This window comes from Agrobacterium tumefaciens (assembly GCF_013337285.1).
Taxonomy (GTDB): Bacteria; Pseudomonadota; Alphaproteobacteria; order Rhizobiales; family Rhizobiaceae; genus Agrobacterium; species Agrobacterium burrii.
In genome coordinates, this window is the sequence record NZ_SUPW01000002.1 from 220,990 (window position 1) to 236,358 (window position 15,369).

Annotated in this window: 21 protein-coding genes and 1 tRNA gene; 19 read left to right on the plus strand and 3 right to left on the minus strand. The window is 57.6% G+C overall.

Features of this window, described 5'->3' with window-relative positions; translation table 11 throughout:
- Positions 1–6 precede the first annotated feature (6 nt).
- Positions 7–76 (plus strand) — tRNA-Met (locus FCH38_RS06875).
- A 36-nt stretch (positions 77–112) separates the two neighbouring features.
- Here FCH38_RS06875 and FCH38_RS06880 read toward each other — a convergent pair.
- The 3 genes from FCH38_RS06880 to FCH38_RS06890 are packed head-to-tail and all read right to left on the minus strand — an operon-like array spanning position 113 to position 965.
- Complete coding sequence (locus tag FCH38_RS06880; protein WP_174373291.1) at positions 113–358, minus strand: hypothetical protein; 246 nt, start codon at positions 356–358, stop codon at positions 113–115.
- Between the two features lie 24 nt (positions 359–382).
- Complete coding sequence (locus FCH38_RS23630; RefSeq protein ID WP_174373292.1) at positions 383–739, minus strand: DUF4160 domain-containing protein; 357 nt, start codon at positions 737–739, stop codon at positions 383–385.
- A gap of 7 nt (positions 740–746) precedes the next feature.
- On the minus strand, positions 747–965 hold the full coding sequence (locus tag FCH38_RS06890) for a hypothetical protein (protein WP_174373293.1): 219 nt from the start codon (positions 963–965) through the stop codon (positions 747–749).
- Positions 966–1,078: 113 nt separating this feature from the next.
- Here FCH38_RS06890 and gp10 point away from each other — a divergent pair, with 113 nt between their 5' ends.
- The 18 genes from gp10 to FCH38_RS06980 all read left to right on the plus strand — a co-directional run bounded on the left by gp10 (position 1,079) and on the right by FCH38_RS06980 (position 15,336).
- Positions 1,079–1,411: a capsid staple protein gene (gp10, locus tag FCH38_RS06895; protein WP_174373294.1), complete on the plus strand. Its 333-nt coding sequence runs from the start codon at positions 1,079–1,081 to the stop codon at positions 1,409–1,411.
- Between the two features lie 2 nt (positions 1,412–1,413).
- The gene (locus tag FCH38_RS06900) at positions 1,414–1,653 is read left to right on the plus strand and encodes a hypothetical protein (protein WP_174373295.1); all 240 of its coding nucleotides are present in this window, start codon (positions 1,414–1,416) and stop codon (positions 1,651–1,653) included.
- A 27-nt stretch (positions 1,654–1,680) separates the two neighbouring features.
- Positions 1,681–1,923, plus strand: coding sequence for a spike base protein, RCAP_Rcc01079 family (locus FCH38_RS06905; protein WP_174373296.1), 243 nt, complete (start codon positions 1,681–1,683; stop codon positions 1,921–1,923).
- 2 nt (positions 1,924–1,925) lie between these two features.
- Positions 1,926–2,366: a helix-turn-helix domain-containing protein gene (locus FCH38_RS06910; RefSeq protein ID WP_174373297.1), complete on the plus strand. Its 441-nt coding sequence runs from the start codon at positions 1,926–1,928 to the stop codon at positions 2,364–2,366.
- Positions 2,363–3,859: a terminase gene (locus FCH38_RS06915; RefSeq protein WP_210267131.1), complete on the plus strand. Its 1,497-nt coding sequence runs from the start codon at positions 2,363–2,365 to the stop codon at positions 3,857–3,859. Before FCH38_RS06910 ends, FCH38_RS06915 begins: the two co-directional genes overlap by 4 nt.
- Positions 3,860–3,868: 9 nt before the next feature.
- The gene (locus FCH38_RS06920; protein ID WP_174373298.1) at positions 3,869–4,165 is read left to right on the plus strand and encodes a hypothetical protein; all 297 of its coding nucleotides are present in this window, start codon (positions 3,869–3,871) and stop codon (positions 4,163–4,165) included.
- Between the two features lie 10 nt (positions 4,166–4,175).
- Positions 4,176–4,391, plus strand: coding sequence for a hypothetical protein (locus tag FCH38_RS06925; RefSeq protein WP_174373299.1), 216 nt, complete (start codon positions 4,176–4,178; stop codon positions 4,389–4,391).
- Position 4,392: 1 nt separating this feature from the next.
- Positions 4,393–6,099 (plus strand): portal protein, encoded by a 1,707-nt coding sequence (locus tag FCH38_RS06930; RefSeq protein WP_174373300.1) that lies wholly within the window; start codon positions 4,393–4,395, stop codon positions 6,097–6,099.
- Positions 6,096–6,389, plus strand: a complete 294-nt coding sequence (locus tag FCH38_RS06935; RefSeq protein WP_174373301.1) for a hypothetical protein — start codon at positions 6,096–6,098, stop codon at positions 6,387–6,389. The genes FCH38_RS06930 and FCH38_RS06935 overlap by 4 nt, the downstream gene beginning before the upstream one ends.
- Entirely contained in the window at positions 6,367–7,161 is a 795-nt protein-coding gene (locus tag FCH38_RS06940) for a hypothetical protein (protein WP_174373302.1), read from the plus strand. The genes FCH38_RS06935 and FCH38_RS06940 overlap by 23 nt, the downstream gene beginning before the upstream one ends.
- Positions 7,162–7,164: 3 nt before the next feature.
- Entirely contained in the window at positions 7,165–8,160 is a 996-nt protein-coding gene (locus FCH38_RS06945) for a major capsid protein (RefSeq protein ID WP_174373303.1), read from the plus strand.
- 25 nt (positions 8,161–8,185) lie between these two features.
- On the plus strand, positions 8,186–8,629 hold the full coding sequence (locus tag FCH38_RS06950; protein WP_174373304.1) for a Bbp16 family capsid cement protein: 444 nt from the start codon (positions 8,186–8,188) through the stop codon (positions 8,627–8,629).
- Complete coding sequence (locus FCH38_RS06955; RefSeq protein WP_174373305.1) at positions 8,622–9,101, plus strand: hypothetical protein; 480 nt, start codon at positions 8,622–8,624, stop codon at positions 9,099–9,101. Before FCH38_RS06950 ends, FCH38_RS06955 begins: the two co-directional genes overlap by 8 nt.
- 76 nt (positions 9,102–9,177) lie before the next feature.
- Complete coding sequence (locus FCH38_RS06960) at positions 9,178–9,759, plus strand: hypothetical protein (RefSeq protein WP_174373306.1); 582 nt, start codon at positions 9,178–9,180, stop codon at positions 9,757–9,759.
- Between the two features lie 3 nt (positions 9,760–9,762).
- A complete protein-coding gene (locus tag FCH38_RS06965) occupies positions 9,763–12,081 on the plus strand; it encodes a hypothetical protein (RefSeq protein ID WP_174373307.1) in 2,319 nt (772 codons plus the stop codon).
- Positions 12,078–12,545, plus strand: a complete 468-nt coding sequence (locus tag FCH38_RS06970; protein WP_174373308.1) for a hypothetical protein — start codon at positions 12,078–12,080, stop codon at positions 12,543–12,545. Before FCH38_RS06965 ends, FCH38_RS06970 begins: the two co-directional genes overlap by 4 nt.
- The gene (locus FCH38_RS06975; RefSeq protein WP_174373309.1) at positions 12,538–13,062 is read left to right on the plus strand and encodes a virion core protein, T7 gp14 family; all 525 of its coding nucleotides are present in this window, start codon (positions 12,538–12,540) and stop codon (positions 13,060–13,062) included. The genes FCH38_RS06970 and FCH38_RS06975 overlap by 8 nt, the downstream gene beginning before the upstream one ends.
- A 3-nt stretch (positions 13,063–13,065) precedes the next feature.
- Positions 13,066–15,336 carry a TIGR02594 family protein gene (locus FCH38_RS06980; protein ID WP_174373310.1) on the plus strand — a complete coding sequence of 757 codons (2,271 nt, stop codon included), beginning with the start codon at positions 13,066–13,068 and terminating at the stop codon, positions 15,334–15,336.
- Positions 15,337–15,369: the final 33 nt, after the last annotated feature.

The following is a 15,369-nucleotide window of genomic DNA, read 5'->3' on the forward strand; positions in this document are numbered from 1 at the left end:
ATTAGAGCAGGCAGGGCAAACGGTAAGCCGCGCGGCTCATAACCGCGAAATATCCGGTTCAATTCCGGAGCCTGCAACCAACCGCATGACAACGGACATTGCGTCGAATGAGTTAAGGTGTGGCCTTCCACTCGATTTCGGTATGCTCGATAGCAGCATCATTCGGTTCGTTGTAGTCGCGGCCATAGAACCCCGCGTGCAGTTCGGGAACGTCTTTGACCGTGATCTTATCAATTTCCGGTGTGTCGCTGGGATGCTCAAGTCGGGAGACCGCTTCTTTAAAGCTTGAAGCAAACACAGTCCACGGATGCGAGACTTCGCCATTTTTGTAGTCGAACCGGATCAAGAAGAGTTTCATAGGACGTCCTCGGGTTGGTTGCTGTTAGTCTGGAACAGGAACAGTGCCAACACGGCAATTTCCCGGTCGCGTGTTATTCCAGAATATTGCCAGCTCGCGGCGGTGCTCTCGCCACCACTCTTTGATCAGAGGCTCATGCTCCTCAAGGCCTCGCACACCGCGGAGACGTCTGCATTGATCCAGAGTGAAACTGGCGTCTTCGCCGTTGTATCTGACATGAAAATGCGGAGGCGGATGTTCGTTCGCCCTGACTTCGATTTTGAGGCCATCATACATCGCGACCATGTGCTTGGTGATCAAGCCGTTGCCGCCAGAACTATTTAAGAGAAGCCACAGTCGGCGCTCAAGCTTTTCGTCCAATGGGATTTTAATTAAACTCATTGCTGCCTTACCGACCAGGGTCTTCGGCAATTAGTTCAATGGTCTCATTGAGAAAATCGGAAATCTTCTTTGCCTCCTCGTAGGAAGTTCCTGGCTTCAAGCGAAAGTCAGTATTGTTGCTGAAAAATGCTAGATCGTCGCCGCTGTACGGATCGATAAAAATGAATGGCGTGCCGTCCCCAAATTCAGCGACACGGAAATGCGGGCGCGCGGTTTTCAAGGCCATATCTCTTTCCCCTATTTATGCGCTTTAAAGATGCATGAGTGAGAAATATTTTACAACATAGAAGTGCTACCGGCGGAAGTCACGCTGAAGCGCTCGCAACATTCAGGTGAAGCATGGCTGACCTCGTCGATCTGGCCCGCACAAAGGCAGAAAAGAAGGCTGAAACCGACCGGTGGGAGAAAGCCTCCGCCGAAGACCGTCCGGATTATCCGTATGGCCTGAACCTGTTTCTCGATTACGAGACGCTGAAGAAGCTCGGCATGACGGACCATGACTTTGACGCTGGCCTGCCGGTGACGATCCACGCGGAAGCGATGATCTCGGAGGATCGTGTGGAAGTCATCAATGGCGAGAAGCGGCATTCGGTCTCGCTGCAGGTGCAGAAGATGGCGATCGGCCAGGGCGCCGACAAAGACGTCGCTGAGAAATTCTACAAGAAGGCCTGACCATGGGAGAGGTCGTTTACAAGGACGGCGACCGCATCCTTTCAGAGCGCGGTCAGAACCAAGACTGCATCGAATGTCTCGAAGGGCTTCTGGAAAAAGCCAAGGGTGGCGAAATCTGCGGCGTCGCTGTTGCCATCCAATATTCGGACAGGTCAACGGGCGAGACTGTGGCCGGGTTCATCTGGAATCGCTGCGTCGTTGGTTCTCTGGCCTTCCTCACGAAGCGCCTGACGCAAGAGTAACAGCACACATTTCAAGGAGACGGCGACATGGCCGAGCGTAACCAGTACGGGACCGAGCCGGGACGGCTGTTCAACATCGCCAAGAGCGATACCGTCGATCTGGCGAATGATACTCGCGGACTGATCATCGGCACTGAAGGCGATATCAAGGTCACGGACGACAAAGGCGTCACCGACACCTTCACGATGCCTGCCGGCGTCTTCCCGATCCGGGTAAGGCGCATCTGGAACACAGGTACGACGGCGTCTGGGCTTGTCGGGATCTACTGACCATGGCGCGACAGACGTCATACAAGCCTGAATACGCGGAACAGGCTGAAAAACTCTGCGAGCAGGGGCTGACGGACAAGCAGCTTGCCGAATTCTTCGGAGTGTCTGACCGCACTATCCAGCGCTGGAAGATCGATTACCCGGAATTCTGTCAGTCCTTAAAGGTTGGCAAGGACATTTCGGACGAGGCCGTCGAGCGCAGTCTGTTTCAAAGGGCGATCGGTTATTCTCACCCTGACGTTGACATCAAAGTCATCGACGGCGCGGTGGTGAAGACCGAAGTTACCAAGCACTACCCGCCGGACACAACAGCGGCCATCTTCTGGTTGAAGAACCGGAAGCCGAAGGACTGGCGGGACAAGCAGGAAGTCGAGCTTAACGTCAACGGCTCGCTCGCTGAGCGTCTTAATCGAGCCAAGGCAAGGAAGCCTGAACAGAAATGATACCAGCACAGAAGCGCGACCCGGATGAAGACATTCTGGACGCCGCCGCTGAATATCAGTTCGACCCGCAAGGATGGTCCCTGTTCGCATGGGATTGGGGGCAAGGCAATCTGAAAGACATGGACGGCCCGCGCCAGTGGCAGGCGGATATCAACGCTGAGATACGCCAGCACCTGAACAGCGAAAACCGGTACCAGCCTTTGCAGATTGCCGTCGCCAGCGGCCACGGTATCGGTAAGTCGGCGGAAATGGGCATGCTTGCAAATTGGGCCATGTCCTGCTTTGCGGACTGCAAGATTGTCGCCACGGCGAATACTGAAAGCCAGCTGCGCACGAAGACGTCGCCCGAGATCGGTAAATGGTTTCGATCCTCCATCACGTCGCACTGGTTCGATGTGCAGGCCATGTCGGTCAAGGCGCGCGACGCGGAGCATTCGGACCTGTGGCGGCTCGATTTCGTCGCATGGTCTGCCCACAACACGGAAGCCTTCGCCGGTCTGCACAACAAGGACAAGATAATCGTCCTGATGTTCGATGAAGCCTCAAAGATTGCGGACAGCGTCTGGGAGGTCGCGGAAGGCGCGCTGACTGACGAGAACACAATCATCATCTGGATTGTGTTCGGCAACCCAACGCAGAACACTGGCCGGTTCCGTGAGTGTTTCCGTCGCCATCGCCGGCGCTGGATTCATAAGCAGATCGATAGCCGGTCAGTGCCAGGCACCAACAAAAAGAAGCTTGACCAGTGGGTCGAGGACTATGGCGAAGACCATGATTTCGTAAAGGTGCGAGTGCGCGGCATGTTTCCATCGGCTTCAGCAAAGCAGTTCATATCAGTCGATGATGTGGACGCTGCCCAGAAAGTCCACCTGCGCAAAGAGCAGTACGACTTCGCTCCGAAAATCATCGGCGTCGATCCGGCTTGGACAGGTGACGACGAACTGGTCATCTATTTCAGGCAGGGGCTTTACTCGAAGCTGCTGCTGACCATGCCGAAGAACGATAACGACATCCTTGTCGCCAACCACGTGGCGCGGTTTGAAGATGAGCTTGAGGCGGATGCGGTCTTCATCGACCTTGGCCATGGCACGGGCATCTATTCGGCAGGCATTACGCTCGGCCGCACATGGCAGTTGGTCAGCTTCGCAGAAAAAAGCGTTGACCGCGGCTGCCTGAACAAGCGGGCCGAGATGTGGAAGGGAATGCGCGACTGGCTCAAGACCGGCGGCGCGATCGATCCGAAGGACGACGTTCTCTACCAAGACCTGATCGGCCCGGAGCTAATTGCCCGTGTCGATGGCAAGCTTCAGCTGGAAAGCAAGGAAGACATGAAGGCCAGAGGCCTGCCGTCTCCAAACCGTGCAGACGCGCTGGGCCTGACCTTCGCTCGCCCCGTTGCGCCGAAGGAGCGCGGCGATGAACGCTACAATCACAGCCGTGACACCAGCTACGGCGGCTCATCCCAGAGTGACGAGTACAACCCCTATTCTTGAGGTCCGAACATGGAACCCGAAGATTTTGACGTGCTGCTTCAACGGCAGCATGAACGCAGTTGTGCGCTTGAACGTGCAAAGAACGCCACCACGAACGGGCGCTTGTTCGCCGCGATGGTGTTCCTGTTGATCCTGGCTGTTGCTTCAACCGGCTCGCATCCGGTCCTCTGGCTCGCTGTGCTGCCCTTGGCCTCCATCGGCGCTGCTTACCTTGGCGATGTCATCGGACCGCGCTGGGAGCGCCCTCTGTCGATTGCCGCGCTGTCGTTCGCCGTCCTCTCCCTTCTCATCTTCCTCTACCTTTAAGGAAATCAATATGTGCGTTTTCGGAAGCAAGGCCGCTGCACCAGCCGCGACACCCGCTCTACCCGTCGAGTACGCCGCCCAGCGCGCGCCAACCAAAGATGCGGCTGCTGCCGCCGGCACGAATGCCAAGGACAAGCTTAAGGCTGCAGCGCCGACGATGCTGACCGGCACTACTGGCGTTGGTGCTGTTGACGCTACGGGCAAGAAGACGCTGCTGGGCGCCTGATATGAACGACACGATCCGGTCGCGGCACGAAAGGCGCTTAGCCGCCCTCAAGAAAGAGCGAAACGATTATGAGGCGCTGTGGCAGGAACTGAATGACTTCATCGCTCCTGGCCGATACCGCAAAGGCGACGCCAAGGAAACGAAGGGCAGACCGCCGAACAGCCGGATCGTTGATAACTCGCCCTTGCTGGCTCACCGTGTGGCGAGATCCGGCATGCAGGCGGGTCTCACGTCTCCAACTCGGCCGTGGATGCGATACAGCACCTTCGACGATGACATGAAGGAATTCGGGCCGGTCAAGAATTACCTGTACCAGTCCACCCGTAAGGCTCGGGACAAGCTGGCCGTCTCAAACATCTACAATTGCCTTCACAGTGGGTACGGCGACGAACTGCTGTTTGGTCAGTTCTGCATGATCCTCACGACCAACAAAGGCACGCTGCACGGCATCATGCCGGTTGCTGGTCAGTACTGGCTTGCCTCAAGCGGTCAACAGCGCGTCGATACCTGCTATCGCCGGGTCTGGATGACTGTTGAACAAGTCGTCGGTCGCTTCGTGGTTCAGCCGAATGGCGATATGGACTGGACGAAAACATCCACGACCATCAAGAACTGCTGGGACAAAGGCAGTTACGACGATTGGGTCGAGGTCTACAATGCGATTGAACCTCGCCACGACCGCAATCCCAATATTCCGACAAAGGCCAACAAGCCGTTCATGTCGAACTATTGGGAGGCTGCGGGGCCAAGCAAGCTGATGCTGGAAATCAGCGGGTTCGATCGCAATCCGATCATCGCGCCGCGTTGGGACATCGTAGGCGAAGACGTCTATGCCGCCTATTGCCCCGGCATGGATGCGCTGCCTGACGTGAAGATGCTCCAGAAGGAACAAATCTGGAAGGGGCAAGGCATCGAGCATCAGGTTAAACCGGCTGTGGTGGCCCCGACAGCGCTCCGCAACAAGCGGAACTCATCCCTTCCGGGTTCCGTCACCTATGTGGACGAAACGAACCAGAGCGCCGCCTATCGCCGCGCCTTCGACGTCAACATCTCCGTGGGAGACTTGGCCGCCGATATCAAGGACGTCGATAACCGCGTCAACCGGGCATTCTTCGCTGACCTGTTTATGGCGATTTCGAACATGCAGGGCATTCAGCCCAAGAACGTCTATGAGCTTACCCAGCGCAAGGAAGAGCAACTGCAGCAGCTCGGCCCGACCGTTGAACGCCAGCATCACGAGCTTATCATGCCGCTGGCCGATTGGGTGTTCGGCACGCTCGACGACCTCAATGAACTGCCGGAACCTCCGGAAGAACTGGAAGGCGTTGAACTGAAGATCGAGAACATCTCGACGCTGGCGCAGGCGCAGCTTGCTGTCTCCACCGGCTCCATTGAGCGCTTTCTGGCCTTTGTCGGCAACATCAGTGGCGGCAATGCGGAAGCGATGGACAAGGTCGATTTCGACCAGGCTATCGACGAATACGGCGACGCTGTCGGTGTGGTGCCGACCATCGTCCGCGCAGATGACGAAGTGCGGAAGATCCGGGCTGACCGTGCCGAACAGCAACGCGCAGCGGCTTCCGCTGAGATGGCCTCGAAGATGGCACCTGTCGTTAAGCAGGGTGCTGAGGCCGCGCAGTTGCTCGCTGAAACCGACGAGACGGGCGGGCCAGCCGCGCTGCTGAGCCGTCTAGGGGTCGCAGGATGACGAAAACAAGGGAAGAAACAGAACTCGAGCTGTCAACGCAGTTCGTGTTGGAGCACCCGCGCGCTCGCGAATTCATCTGGTGGATCATTGCACAGTGCGGCGTCTACAGCGCTGCGCCCGTGGTCAATGGCGAAACCGGTATTTCCATCGGCCGCCGCGTGATCGGCGTGACCATCATCAATCAACTCAACTCTGTCGAGCCTACCGCCTACGCTCAAATGATGATCGAGGCACATAACCGCTCGGAGAAACGATCGAGGGAAGAGCATGAAACATCTTCTGAGGAATAGCGTCGTCTTTGCTCCCGCAGATGAGGGCGCTTCGGGGGGCGGCGATAGCGCGTCTGAAGCCGCCAAGGGCGCTGACACCATCCTCTCTGGCGTTCCTGCTGCCACCGAAGGCGAGAATGGCTCTGCCGACGCCGATAAGGCCAATGCCGCGGCGTCCGACTGGAAGGAATACGTTCCGGACAGCAACAAGTCGGCTGACGATAACGCCAAGCTGAAAGCGGAACACGACAAGACGAAGCCGCAGGAAGGCGACGAGAAGAACAAGGCGGCCACTGATCCGGAAGACACTGTGCCGGAAGATGGCAAATACACCATCGCCTTGGAAGACGGCATCCAACTCGATGAAGCCCTTCTGGAGAAAGCCTCTCCTGTCATGAAGGAAATCGGCCTCACCAACGCGCAGGCAACAAAGCTTGCCGGCGTTCTGGCTGAACAGCGCAAGACTGAATTCGACGCTCTCAACGAGCGACACCAGAAAATCACCGAGGACTGGCAGAAGGAAATTCGCACCGACAAGGACTTCGGCGGCGATCACCTGAAGGAAAACGTCCTCAAAGCAGATCGTGTGATTGCAACGTTCGGTGACGATGCGTTCCGCCGCGATCTGGTTGAACTCGGGATTGGCAACCATCCCGGTCTATTCCGGCTACTGGCCCGTGTCGGCAACGCTCTCAGTGATGACAAGCCCCTCACGTCGGAAACCCCAGCCGCCTCTACAAAGTCTCCTGAAGAGGCGATATACGGCGCAACCACTCCAACCCAACGAGGTTAAGACATGGCCACTGTCGGCAACATGTACCCCACGCTCTCCGACCTGAAAAAGCAGGAATGGGGCGATGACATTGCAACCATCATCGACATGCTCGTCCAGTACAACAGCATGTACGAAGACGCTCCCATTCTCGAATGCAACATGGGCACGTCACACCTGACCACCGTTCGCACCGGCTTGCCGGTCCCGACCTGGCGCAAGCTCTACAAGGGCGTAATGCCCACGAAGGGCACCACGGCGCAGGTCAAGGATGCGACCGGGATGCTGGAAGACTGGTCCGAAGTTGACGCGAAGCTCGTTGACATCGCCAAGAACCCGGCGAAGTTCCGTCTGAATGAAGCCAAGGCACACATTGCCGGTATGGCCAACATGCTGGGCTCGACCGTCTATTACGGCGATACCGACGTCATGCCGGAGCGCTTTACGGGCCTTCATTCGCGCTTCAACTCGAAGACTGCAGCCAACGGCAAGCAGATCATCGACGCGGGCGGCACTGGCTCGGACAACACGTCCATCTGGTTCGTCACCTGGGGCGAGGATTCGGTTCACCTTCTCTACCCGGAAGGCACCAAGGCCGGTCTCCAGCGTGAAGACAAGGGCAAGACCACGAAGGAACTGCCCGATGGTTCCCTCTATGATGTCTACCGCGAGAAGTTCTCGCAGGACATCGGCCTTTCCGTCCGCGACTGGCGCGGCGTGGCACGTGTCGCCAACATCGACGTTTCCGACCTCCGGGCGAACGCGACCGCTGGCGGTGCCGACCTCATCAATCTGATGATTGACGGTTACTACGCCCTCCAGAACCCGAACCAGCCGAACGGCAAGACGGTCATTTATGCGCCGAAGACGGTGCAGACCTTCCTGCACAAGCAGGCCATGAACAAGACCAACGTGAACCTCACGCTCGACCAGAGCCAGGGCAAGCCGGTTGTTTCGTTCCTCGGCCTTCCGATCCGCCGGGATGACAACATCCTCGAAACCGAAAGCCAGATCGTCTAACGGCGGTCGAAGAAGGGTTGAAACCATGATTTTCGACGCACAGAACCTCTTTTCGGATGCGCAGGTCATCACGGCCTCTGCACCGTCCACGAACGTCATCGACTTCGGCGCCAGCGGTAAACCCGTTGGCGCTGCTGCAAACATCCGCAAGGATCTCGGCCGGGGCAGCAAAGTCTCGCTTCGCGTCCAGATGATCGAAGCTGCACTGGCTGCCGGTGCCGCAACGCTCACTGTGGAATTGCAGACCGATGACAACGAAGCCTTCTCGTCTCCGAAGACCGTCTGGACCTCGGGAGCCATTGGAAAGGCGTCCTTGGTCGCCGGCTACGTCTTCCCGATCGACTATCTGCCGCGTGGCACAGACGAGCGCTATGCCCGCCTGAACTATACCGTCGCAACCGGCCCGCTGACCGCTGGCAAGATTACGGCGGGCGTCGTCGCCGCCGGGGAGGATAACAACTATGACTAAGCTCGTGCGCGCCAAGCGGGCCGGTGTTTACGGCCATCTCCGCGAAGAAGGCGATATCTTCGAAGTCGCGGAGGATCGGCATTTCTCCAAAGCGTGGATGGAGGAAGTTTCCAAAAGCGAAGCAGCCAAACAGCGCAAGGACGAACAGGCGGTGCCTGAAGCCGAGCGCGGCGTTGCTACTTCGACCATTGCCGACAACGCTGTGATTGCAGCCCTGAAAGCCGACCTGGCTGCGAGGGACGCGGAGATTGAACGCCTTACGCGCGGCAAGAAGGCGACAGCGGGAACCAAAACGGCGGCAACCACCGATGAACCAGAGAAGACCGCGGCTGAAGTCCTTGCCATGGGCAGCGACGGCAACGTCGAATTCATGACGTTCAAGGCCGCTGCGCGCAAAATCCTCGGGGATGCGCTCCCTGCGACGAAGGCTGAAATCATCGCCGCACTTGAGGACAAGGCCACGCAGCCCTAACCGCTGCTGCCGAACCATCACAGCAACCAGAAAGCCCGGCTTCCCGTCGGGCTTTTTTCATTCTTGGAGATAGTCCGTGGTTTCAGTCGTCAGCATCTGCAACACAGCGCTCTCGCATATCGGTAAGTCGACAATCTCCGATATCAACGAGCAGTCGGAGGAAGCCAACCAGTGCAAGCTTCACTATGGGCTGACCCGCGACACGATGCTGCAAGGCTTCAACTGGCAATTCGCCAACAGGAAGCTAGTCCTGGCCGAAGTGGCTAACCCGTGGCCGGAACGATGGGAGCGCGCCTATACGCGTCCCACGGACTGCCTGAAGCCGATCCGTATCATACCCGAAGTGGACCCTCGGCTAAGCACCGATGAAATTGCATATGAGACTGGCGAAGGCTTGATCTTCACCAGCCAGCCGGCCGCCAAGCTCGAATATACCCGCCTAATCGACGATCCGGCCAGTTTCCCGCCGCTGTTTCTTGATGCCCTTTGCTGGTCGCTGGCGACAAAGATTTGCCTGCCGCTGACCAAGGATCAATCCCTTCGCAAAGACGCTTTCCAGATCGCAGCACAAACGCTCGGCGCCGCCCAGGTGGCAGACGCGAATGAGCAGCAGGACAGCTACGATTATCCGTCCACCTTCATCCGGGCCAGAGGCTGAACCATGGCAATCTTGCGCACGATGCAGCCAGCCTTCACGGGTGGCGAGTTAAGCCCTGCGCTGTGGGCGCGTGTTGACATTTCGAAATACCAGTCTGGCCTCAAGACGGCAAAGAACGTCTTCGTGCATCCGCATGGCGGCGCTTCCAACAGAACCGGCTTGGAGTTTATTGGAAGGGTAAGGGCTTCGGGATTTGCGGTTTTGATCCCGTTTGTTTACGACGCCGAGACCGATCAGACCTATAATCTCGAATTCTCCGACCTGAAGATGAGGGTTTACCGCGCTGGTTCTCCCATCCTTCGCCCAGCCAAGAATATCACGGGCATTACCACAGCCAATCCGGCGGTCGTGACCTCTGCGGCTCATGGTTACACAGGTGGGCAAGAGGTATTCCTGTCCGGCGTTGCCGGTCCCGCGCAACTGAACGGCCAAAACTTCATCGTTCGGAACGTGACTGCTAACACGTTTACGCTTGAGGACCTGTTGGGGCATCCCGTCAGCACGGTTGGAACTCCCGCCTATGTCAGCGGCGGCACTACCCGAGCAATCTACGAGATCGACTCTCCCTACACCTCAGATCAGGTAAGGCGGGTTTGCTTCGCCCAAGAGAACGATGTCGTGTATCTGACCCATCAAAAGCACGCACCACGCAAACTTTCACGCCTTGCTGACGACAACTGGGCCTTCTCAATCCCGTCCTTTTCGCCGTCAATCGGGCCGCCCGGTGCGCCGAGCGTTTGGCAGATTGTCAACACGACTGGAGCACCCGGATATCAGGCGACGACATACAGCTACAAGGTTGCCAGCGTTTCGGAACTGAACGGTGAGGAAAGTTTGCCATCCGGTGCCGGCTCGACCGTGAACGACCTCGATATTGCCAAGGATGGCCAGAATGGCAAGAACCGGATCGCATGGGGCGCCGTCGCCGGTGCCGCTCGCTATATTGTGTACAAGGAAGACAATGGCGTCTTCGGCTATATCGGCGGAACCGTCGGCACTTACTTCGACGACGAGAATATTACGGCGGATTTGAGCAACACTCCGCAGGCCGGTTACAATCCATTCGCCAGCGCAGGGAATTTCCCGGCGGCTGTCAACTTCTTCGAGCAGCGCCTTGCGATGGCCGGAACGGAAAACATCCCTTCTGGTGTCTGGCTTGGACAGTCGGCAAACTATGAGAATTTCGGGGCGGCGACGCCTGCGAAAGCGAGTGATGCAATCACGTTCCGTGTGAAGTCCAAGGAGAAGAACTCAATCCGCGCGTTGGGCGAATCTCGTGGCCTTGCAGTGTTCACCTCCGCGAATGAGTTCAACGTGTCTGGCGGCTCAGAGGATTTCCTCAGTCCTTCGCAGACCGTCGTGAAAAAGCAGAGCAACCGCGGCTCTGGATTTGTCCAGCCGATCGCCGTGGGTGACGTGATGTTGTTTGCTGTCGCGCGCGGCGGCGTGATCCGTGACTACAGTTACGAGTTTGCGAACGACAACTTCACAGGCAAAGACCTGACCATTATGTCGAGGCACATGTTCGAAGGCCGCAAGGTGATCTCCTGGGCCTATGCTCAGGCGCCTTATTCGATTGTCTGGGTTATTCTCGACAACGGCGAATGCGTGAGCATGACATATATGCGCGAACACGACGTATGGGCATGGACGCGGCACGAAACCGACGGCGTTTTCGAGTGTGTCAATGTCGTCCCAGAAGGCGATGAGGACGCGGTTTATTTCGTCGTTCGCCGCAACGTTCAAGGTGTGGAGCATCGATACATCGAGCGGCTGCACACGAGAATGTTCACTTCGTCCAGCGACGCCTTTTTCGTCGATAGCGGCCTGACTTACGAAGGCGCGCCCATCAAGACGTTGCGTGGCCTCTACCACCTTGAGGGGCGGCCTGTTGTCGCGTTGGCCGACGGGAATGTCGTTCGGGATCTGGTTGTGTCGAACGGGTCAGTAACCTTGCCCGTCGCAGCGGCGAAAATCCATGTCGGCTTGTCTTTCGAGGCGGTAATGAAAACCCTTGATATCGACCTGGGCAGCGTGCAGGGGCTGGGTTCCGTTCAAGGCAGATTGAAGGCCATTGCGAACATTACGCTTCGTGTTGAACGGACGCGCGGTATTTGGGTTGGGCCAAGCGAAGATAAGCTGCACGAACTCAAGCAGCGCCAGTTCGAAAACTGGAATGAGCCAATTCGCTTGGCCACAGGCGACGTGGAGATAACTCCCACATCGGAATGGACAAAGGGCGGCACCATGATCGTCAAGCAGTTCGACCCGCTGCCGATGACGATCCTTGCGATACTGCCGGATTTGAAGGTGGGCGGATGAGCTTTCGCGTAGTCGAGACCACGGATGACCACCTGCTGGTAATAGCGCCGCGTATGCGCGAAGCGGACGCTGCGGAGGTATTCGCTGCAACGGGGCGCTCGCCGCTGTCAGCGCTTCGCTATTCGGTCGCCAGATCGGATTTTTCGTACACGATCGAGTTCGATGGCCAGCCTGAAACGGTCTTCGGTTGCGGGACCGTCAATCTGGTCTGCCGGATCGGCGCTCCGTGGCTGCTCGGCTCCGACGCGCTGGAGCGATACTACCGGCATTTTTTGAAAGGCTCCCGGTTCTGGGTGTCGAAGATGCGTCGGGAATACAGCGGGCTTCGCAACATCGTCGACGACAGGAACGAGGTTTCCAAGCGCTGGCTCCAGTGGCTCGGCTTCACGCTCAGCGAGCCTATTCCGATGGGATATGAACAGCGGCCTTTCCGCATATTTGAGATGAAAGAAACCAATGTGTGATTTCGGATTGGTCTTGACCGCTGCGTCAACGCTCGTGGGCGCGGCCGGCGCGAAACAGTCGGCAGACGCGAATGCCGCCGCGCAGGAATACAACGCAAAAGTTGCCGATATGAATGCGACGCTTGCGGAGCGCCGCGCCCGGAACGCTCTTGAGCGGGGCCGTGAAGCTGAACAGTTGAAGCGGCAGGAAGTCTCGCAGATCCAAGGCAAGCAAAAAGCAGCCATGGCCGCAAATGGCGTTGATCTCACTTTCGGTTCGCCGCTCGACACTCTCGTCAGCACTGCGACCCTCGGGGAGATCGATGCGCTCACAATTCGGAAGAACGCCGCCAACGAAGCTTATGACTACAAGGTGGACGCCGTGAACAAGCGGTCTGATGCGGCACTGAGCCGCGCCAACGCTACGAACACCAAGAAAGCCGGAAATCTCGCCGTGGCCGGAACAATCCTGACTGGAGCCGCGAAGGGATACGGACAGTATTCCACACCGCGCAGCGCCCTTGCATTTGGAGCCTGATGAATGCCCACAGTTCCTGTCTACAAGCGAACCGAGACCTCTGCGCCGATCCTTCACCAGAACCTGACGTCGCAGGCGTCGCCGGATGATTTCGGCGCGCAGATCGGGCGTGGGATGCAGAGAGTTGCGCAGGGCGTCGGCGCGCTTGGTGATGCGGTTGAGAAGGTGAATGCGCTTAAAGACGAGACCGGCGCGCGCGAGGCGCGGAACGCCTACATGCGTGAAAAGGACCAACTCATGTACGACCCGGAAAACGGCTACATGAACATGGCTGGCCGTAACGCGCTCGATGCCAGGCAAGGAGTGGTCGACAAGCTGAAGGCACTGCGGGCAAGCCATGCAGAGGGTCTGAGCCTTGGCGCTGCGAAACTGTTCAACCAATCTGTAGACGGACTCGAACTCGACACTGAACGTTCAATGGCGATCCATTCCGGCAATGAACTGAAGCAGTATGTCGTTCAGGAAGGTGTTGCCGGCGCGAGCAATCTCCAGAACGAGGCACTGCGCAATCCTGCCGATCAGGTGATGGCAGATAAATACACTGCCGCTGCACTGTTGGAATTGAGGGAGGTCTATCGGAAACAGGGACTGCCGCCGGAAGCGATCGACATGAAAGAGCGGGAGTTTCTTTCCGACACCACGAAAAAGATGGTCCTGACGCTCGCTGCAAAGGGTGAAAGTGGCGTTCTTCAGGCGAAGAGCTATATGGACAAGTATGCCGACCGTCTTTCTGCCGGCGATAAACTCACGCTGGACGATGCGATGAAGGCTCCGGTGTTGGCCGCGAAAGCGAACCGCAACACGCAGCAGCTTTTGTCTGGCGCTCCGGTTCAGAGATATGACGGGCCGGAGCGTCTAGATGGACCAGAGAGGCCTGATGCTGTAGAGCGCCGCGAACTTCCCGTGATCGGCGGCAAGCTCGGCACGGTTCTCGGTTCCCTGTCTGGCTTAAACGAGCGCACTGACGCCAAAGCGATATCCTCGTTCATTAAGAATTCTGCAGGCATATCGATCGACCCGCGCGTGACGCCGTGGTGTGCTGCTTTCGTCAACGCTGTTCTGGCTACGCAGGGAATCGAAGGGACCGGGAAACTCAATGCCCGTTCTTTCCTCAATTTCGGGATGGCAACGGACAACCCCCGGCCGGGTGATATTGTCGTCCTCAAACGCGGAACCGGAGAGCAGGGCCATGTTGGCTTTTTTCAGGGCTTTGATGGCAACGGCAATATCAAAGTCGTTGGCGGCAACCAGTCCAACAGCGTGAAGGAATCGACCTATTCCGCAGACGACCTGCTCGGTTTCCGCACGGCCGGAGGCGTAAACGAAAATACGGCCAGCCTTCCGAACTATTCGCCGCAGGGCATCGCCCACATCTACGACCAGTTGAACAAGATCACCGATCCGGAGGAACGCGAGGCAACACGCAAGGCCGTGGATGCACAACTGACCCAGCGCAAGAAGCTTATGGATGCGCAGAAGGAGCAGGTTCAATCGTGGGCGGAAACGCAGGTAATCTCGAACCCGACAATGGATCTCACACAAATTCCTATCGATGTCCAGCAGACCCTCGGGGCCAGTGGCATGACGACGCTGATGAATTATCAGGAGAAGGTGCGGTCGCAGGGGCAGCCGACAACGGATTACCGTGTCCTCTACGAGCTTCAAACGCAGTATGCGGAGAACCCCACGGCCTTTTCGCAGACGGACCTTTTCCAGTACCGTGACAAGCTGGACAATTCCGATTGGCAAACCGTTACCGGTTGGCGGCAGACGGCGCTGACGGATCAGCGCAAGGCCCAGCAAGACGGAACGCTCTATTCCGGCGCCTTCAAGCAGGCTGAGCAAGCCTTGAACTCGGCCGGCATAACAACCACCGGGATAAAGAGCGAGAAGACGGAAGACAGGGCCGAAATGGAGCGCCGGATCGGGCGTTTCCAGAGCGAGCTTAAACTTAGGATCGATGACTTTCGGAAGGACAACGCCGGCAAAGCGCCGTCGTTTTCCGAGATGCAAAGCCTGATTAACGAACTTCTCCTGCCCGTCGTCTTTCAAAAGCCCGGTATGGTATGGGGTACAAGTGAAGAGGATGGCAGATTTCTGTTCGAGGCGGCAACGCGCGAAGATGGAACGGCCTTCGAGGTCCGCGTCCCCTACGCTGACATTCCCGTCGATCTGCGTGAACGGATCAAATCCGACTTGCAATCGTCGACGGGGCGGAAGCCGACGCAGGAAGAAATCAGCGAAGAATACGCGCGCTTTATGCTCGGTCGTTAATTGCAGGTTACGCTACTAGCGCCGCCGCCAATG

Bases quoted from the DNA above. Each gene is read 5' to 3' on its own strand.
- FCH38_RS06880 (WP_174373291.1), bottom strand. From the start codon at position 358: ATGAAACTCTTCTTGATCCGGTTCGACTACAAAAATGGCGAAGTCTCG.
- FCH38_RS23630 (WP_174373292.1), bottom strand. From the start codon at position 739: ATGAGTTTAATTAAAATCCCATTGGACGAAAAGCTTGAGCGCCGACTG.
- FCH38_RS06890 (WP_174373293.1), bottom strand. From the start codon at position 965: ATGGCCTTGAAAACCGCGCGCCCGCATTTCCGTGTCGCTGAATTTGGG.
- gp10 (WP_174373294.1), top strand. From the start codon at position 1,079: ATGGCTGACCTCGTCGATCTGGCCCGCACAAAGGCAGAAAAGAAGGCT.
- FCH38_RS06900 (WP_174373295.1), top strand. From the start codon at position 1,414: ATGGGAGAGGTCGTTTACAAGGACGGCGACCGCATCCTTTCAGAGCGC.
- FCH38_RS06905 (WP_174373296.1), top strand. From the start codon at position 1,681: ATGGCCGAGCGTAACCAGTACGGGACCGAGCCGGGACGGCTGTTCAAC.
- FCH38_RS06910 (WP_174373297.1), top strand. From the start codon at position 1,926: ATGGCGCGACAGACGTCATACAAGCCTGAATACGCGGAACAGGCTGAA.
- FCH38_RS06915 (WP_210267131.1), top strand. From the start codon at position 2,363: ATGATACCAGCACAGAAGCGCGACCCGGATGAAGACATTCTGGACGCC.
- FCH38_RS06920 (WP_174373298.1), top strand. From the start codon at position 3,869: ATGGAACCCGAAGATTTTGACGTGCTGCTTCAACGGCAGCATGAACGC.
- FCH38_RS06925 (WP_174373299.1), top strand. From the start codon at position 4,176: ATGTGCGTTTTCGGAAGCAAGGCCGCTGCACCAGCCGCGACACCCGCT.
- FCH38_RS06930 (WP_174373300.1), top strand. From the start codon at position 4,393: ATGAACGACACGATCCGGTCGCGGCACGAAAGGCGCTTAGCCGCCCTC.
- FCH38_RS06935 (WP_174373301.1), top strand. From the start codon at position 6,096: ATGACGAAAACAAGGGAAGAAACAGAACTCGAGCTGTCAACGCAGTTC.
- FCH38_RS06940 (WP_174373302.1), top strand. From the start codon at position 6,367: ATGAAACATCTTCTGAGGAATAGCGTCGTCTTTGCTCCCGCAGATGAG.
- FCH38_RS06945 (WP_174373303.1), top strand. From the start codon at position 7,165: ATGGCCACTGTCGGCAACATGTACCCCACGCTCTCCGACCTGAAAAAG.
- FCH38_RS06950 (WP_174373304.1), top strand. From the start codon at position 8,186: ATGATTTTCGACGCACAGAACCTCTTTTCGGATGCGCAGGTCATCACG.
- FCH38_RS06955 (WP_174373305.1), top strand. From the start codon at position 8,622: ATGACTAAGCTCGTGCGCGCCAAGCGGGCCGGTGTTTACGGCCATCTC.
- FCH38_RS06965 (WP_174373307.1), top strand. From the start codon at position 9,763: ATGGCAATCTTGCGCACGATGCAGCCAGCCTTCACGGGTGGCGAGTTA.
- FCH38_RS06970 (WP_174373308.1), top strand. From the start codon at position 12,078: ATGAGCTTTCGCGTAGTCGAGACCACGGATGACCACCTGCTGGTAATA.
- FCH38_RS06975 (WP_174373309.1), top strand. From the start codon at position 12,538: ATGTGTGATTTCGGATTGGTCTTGACCGCTGCGTCAACGCTCGTGGGC.
- FCH38_RS06980 (WP_174373310.1), top strand. From the start codon at position 13,066: ATGCCCACAGTTCCTGTCTACAAGCGAACCGAGACCTCTGCGCCGATC.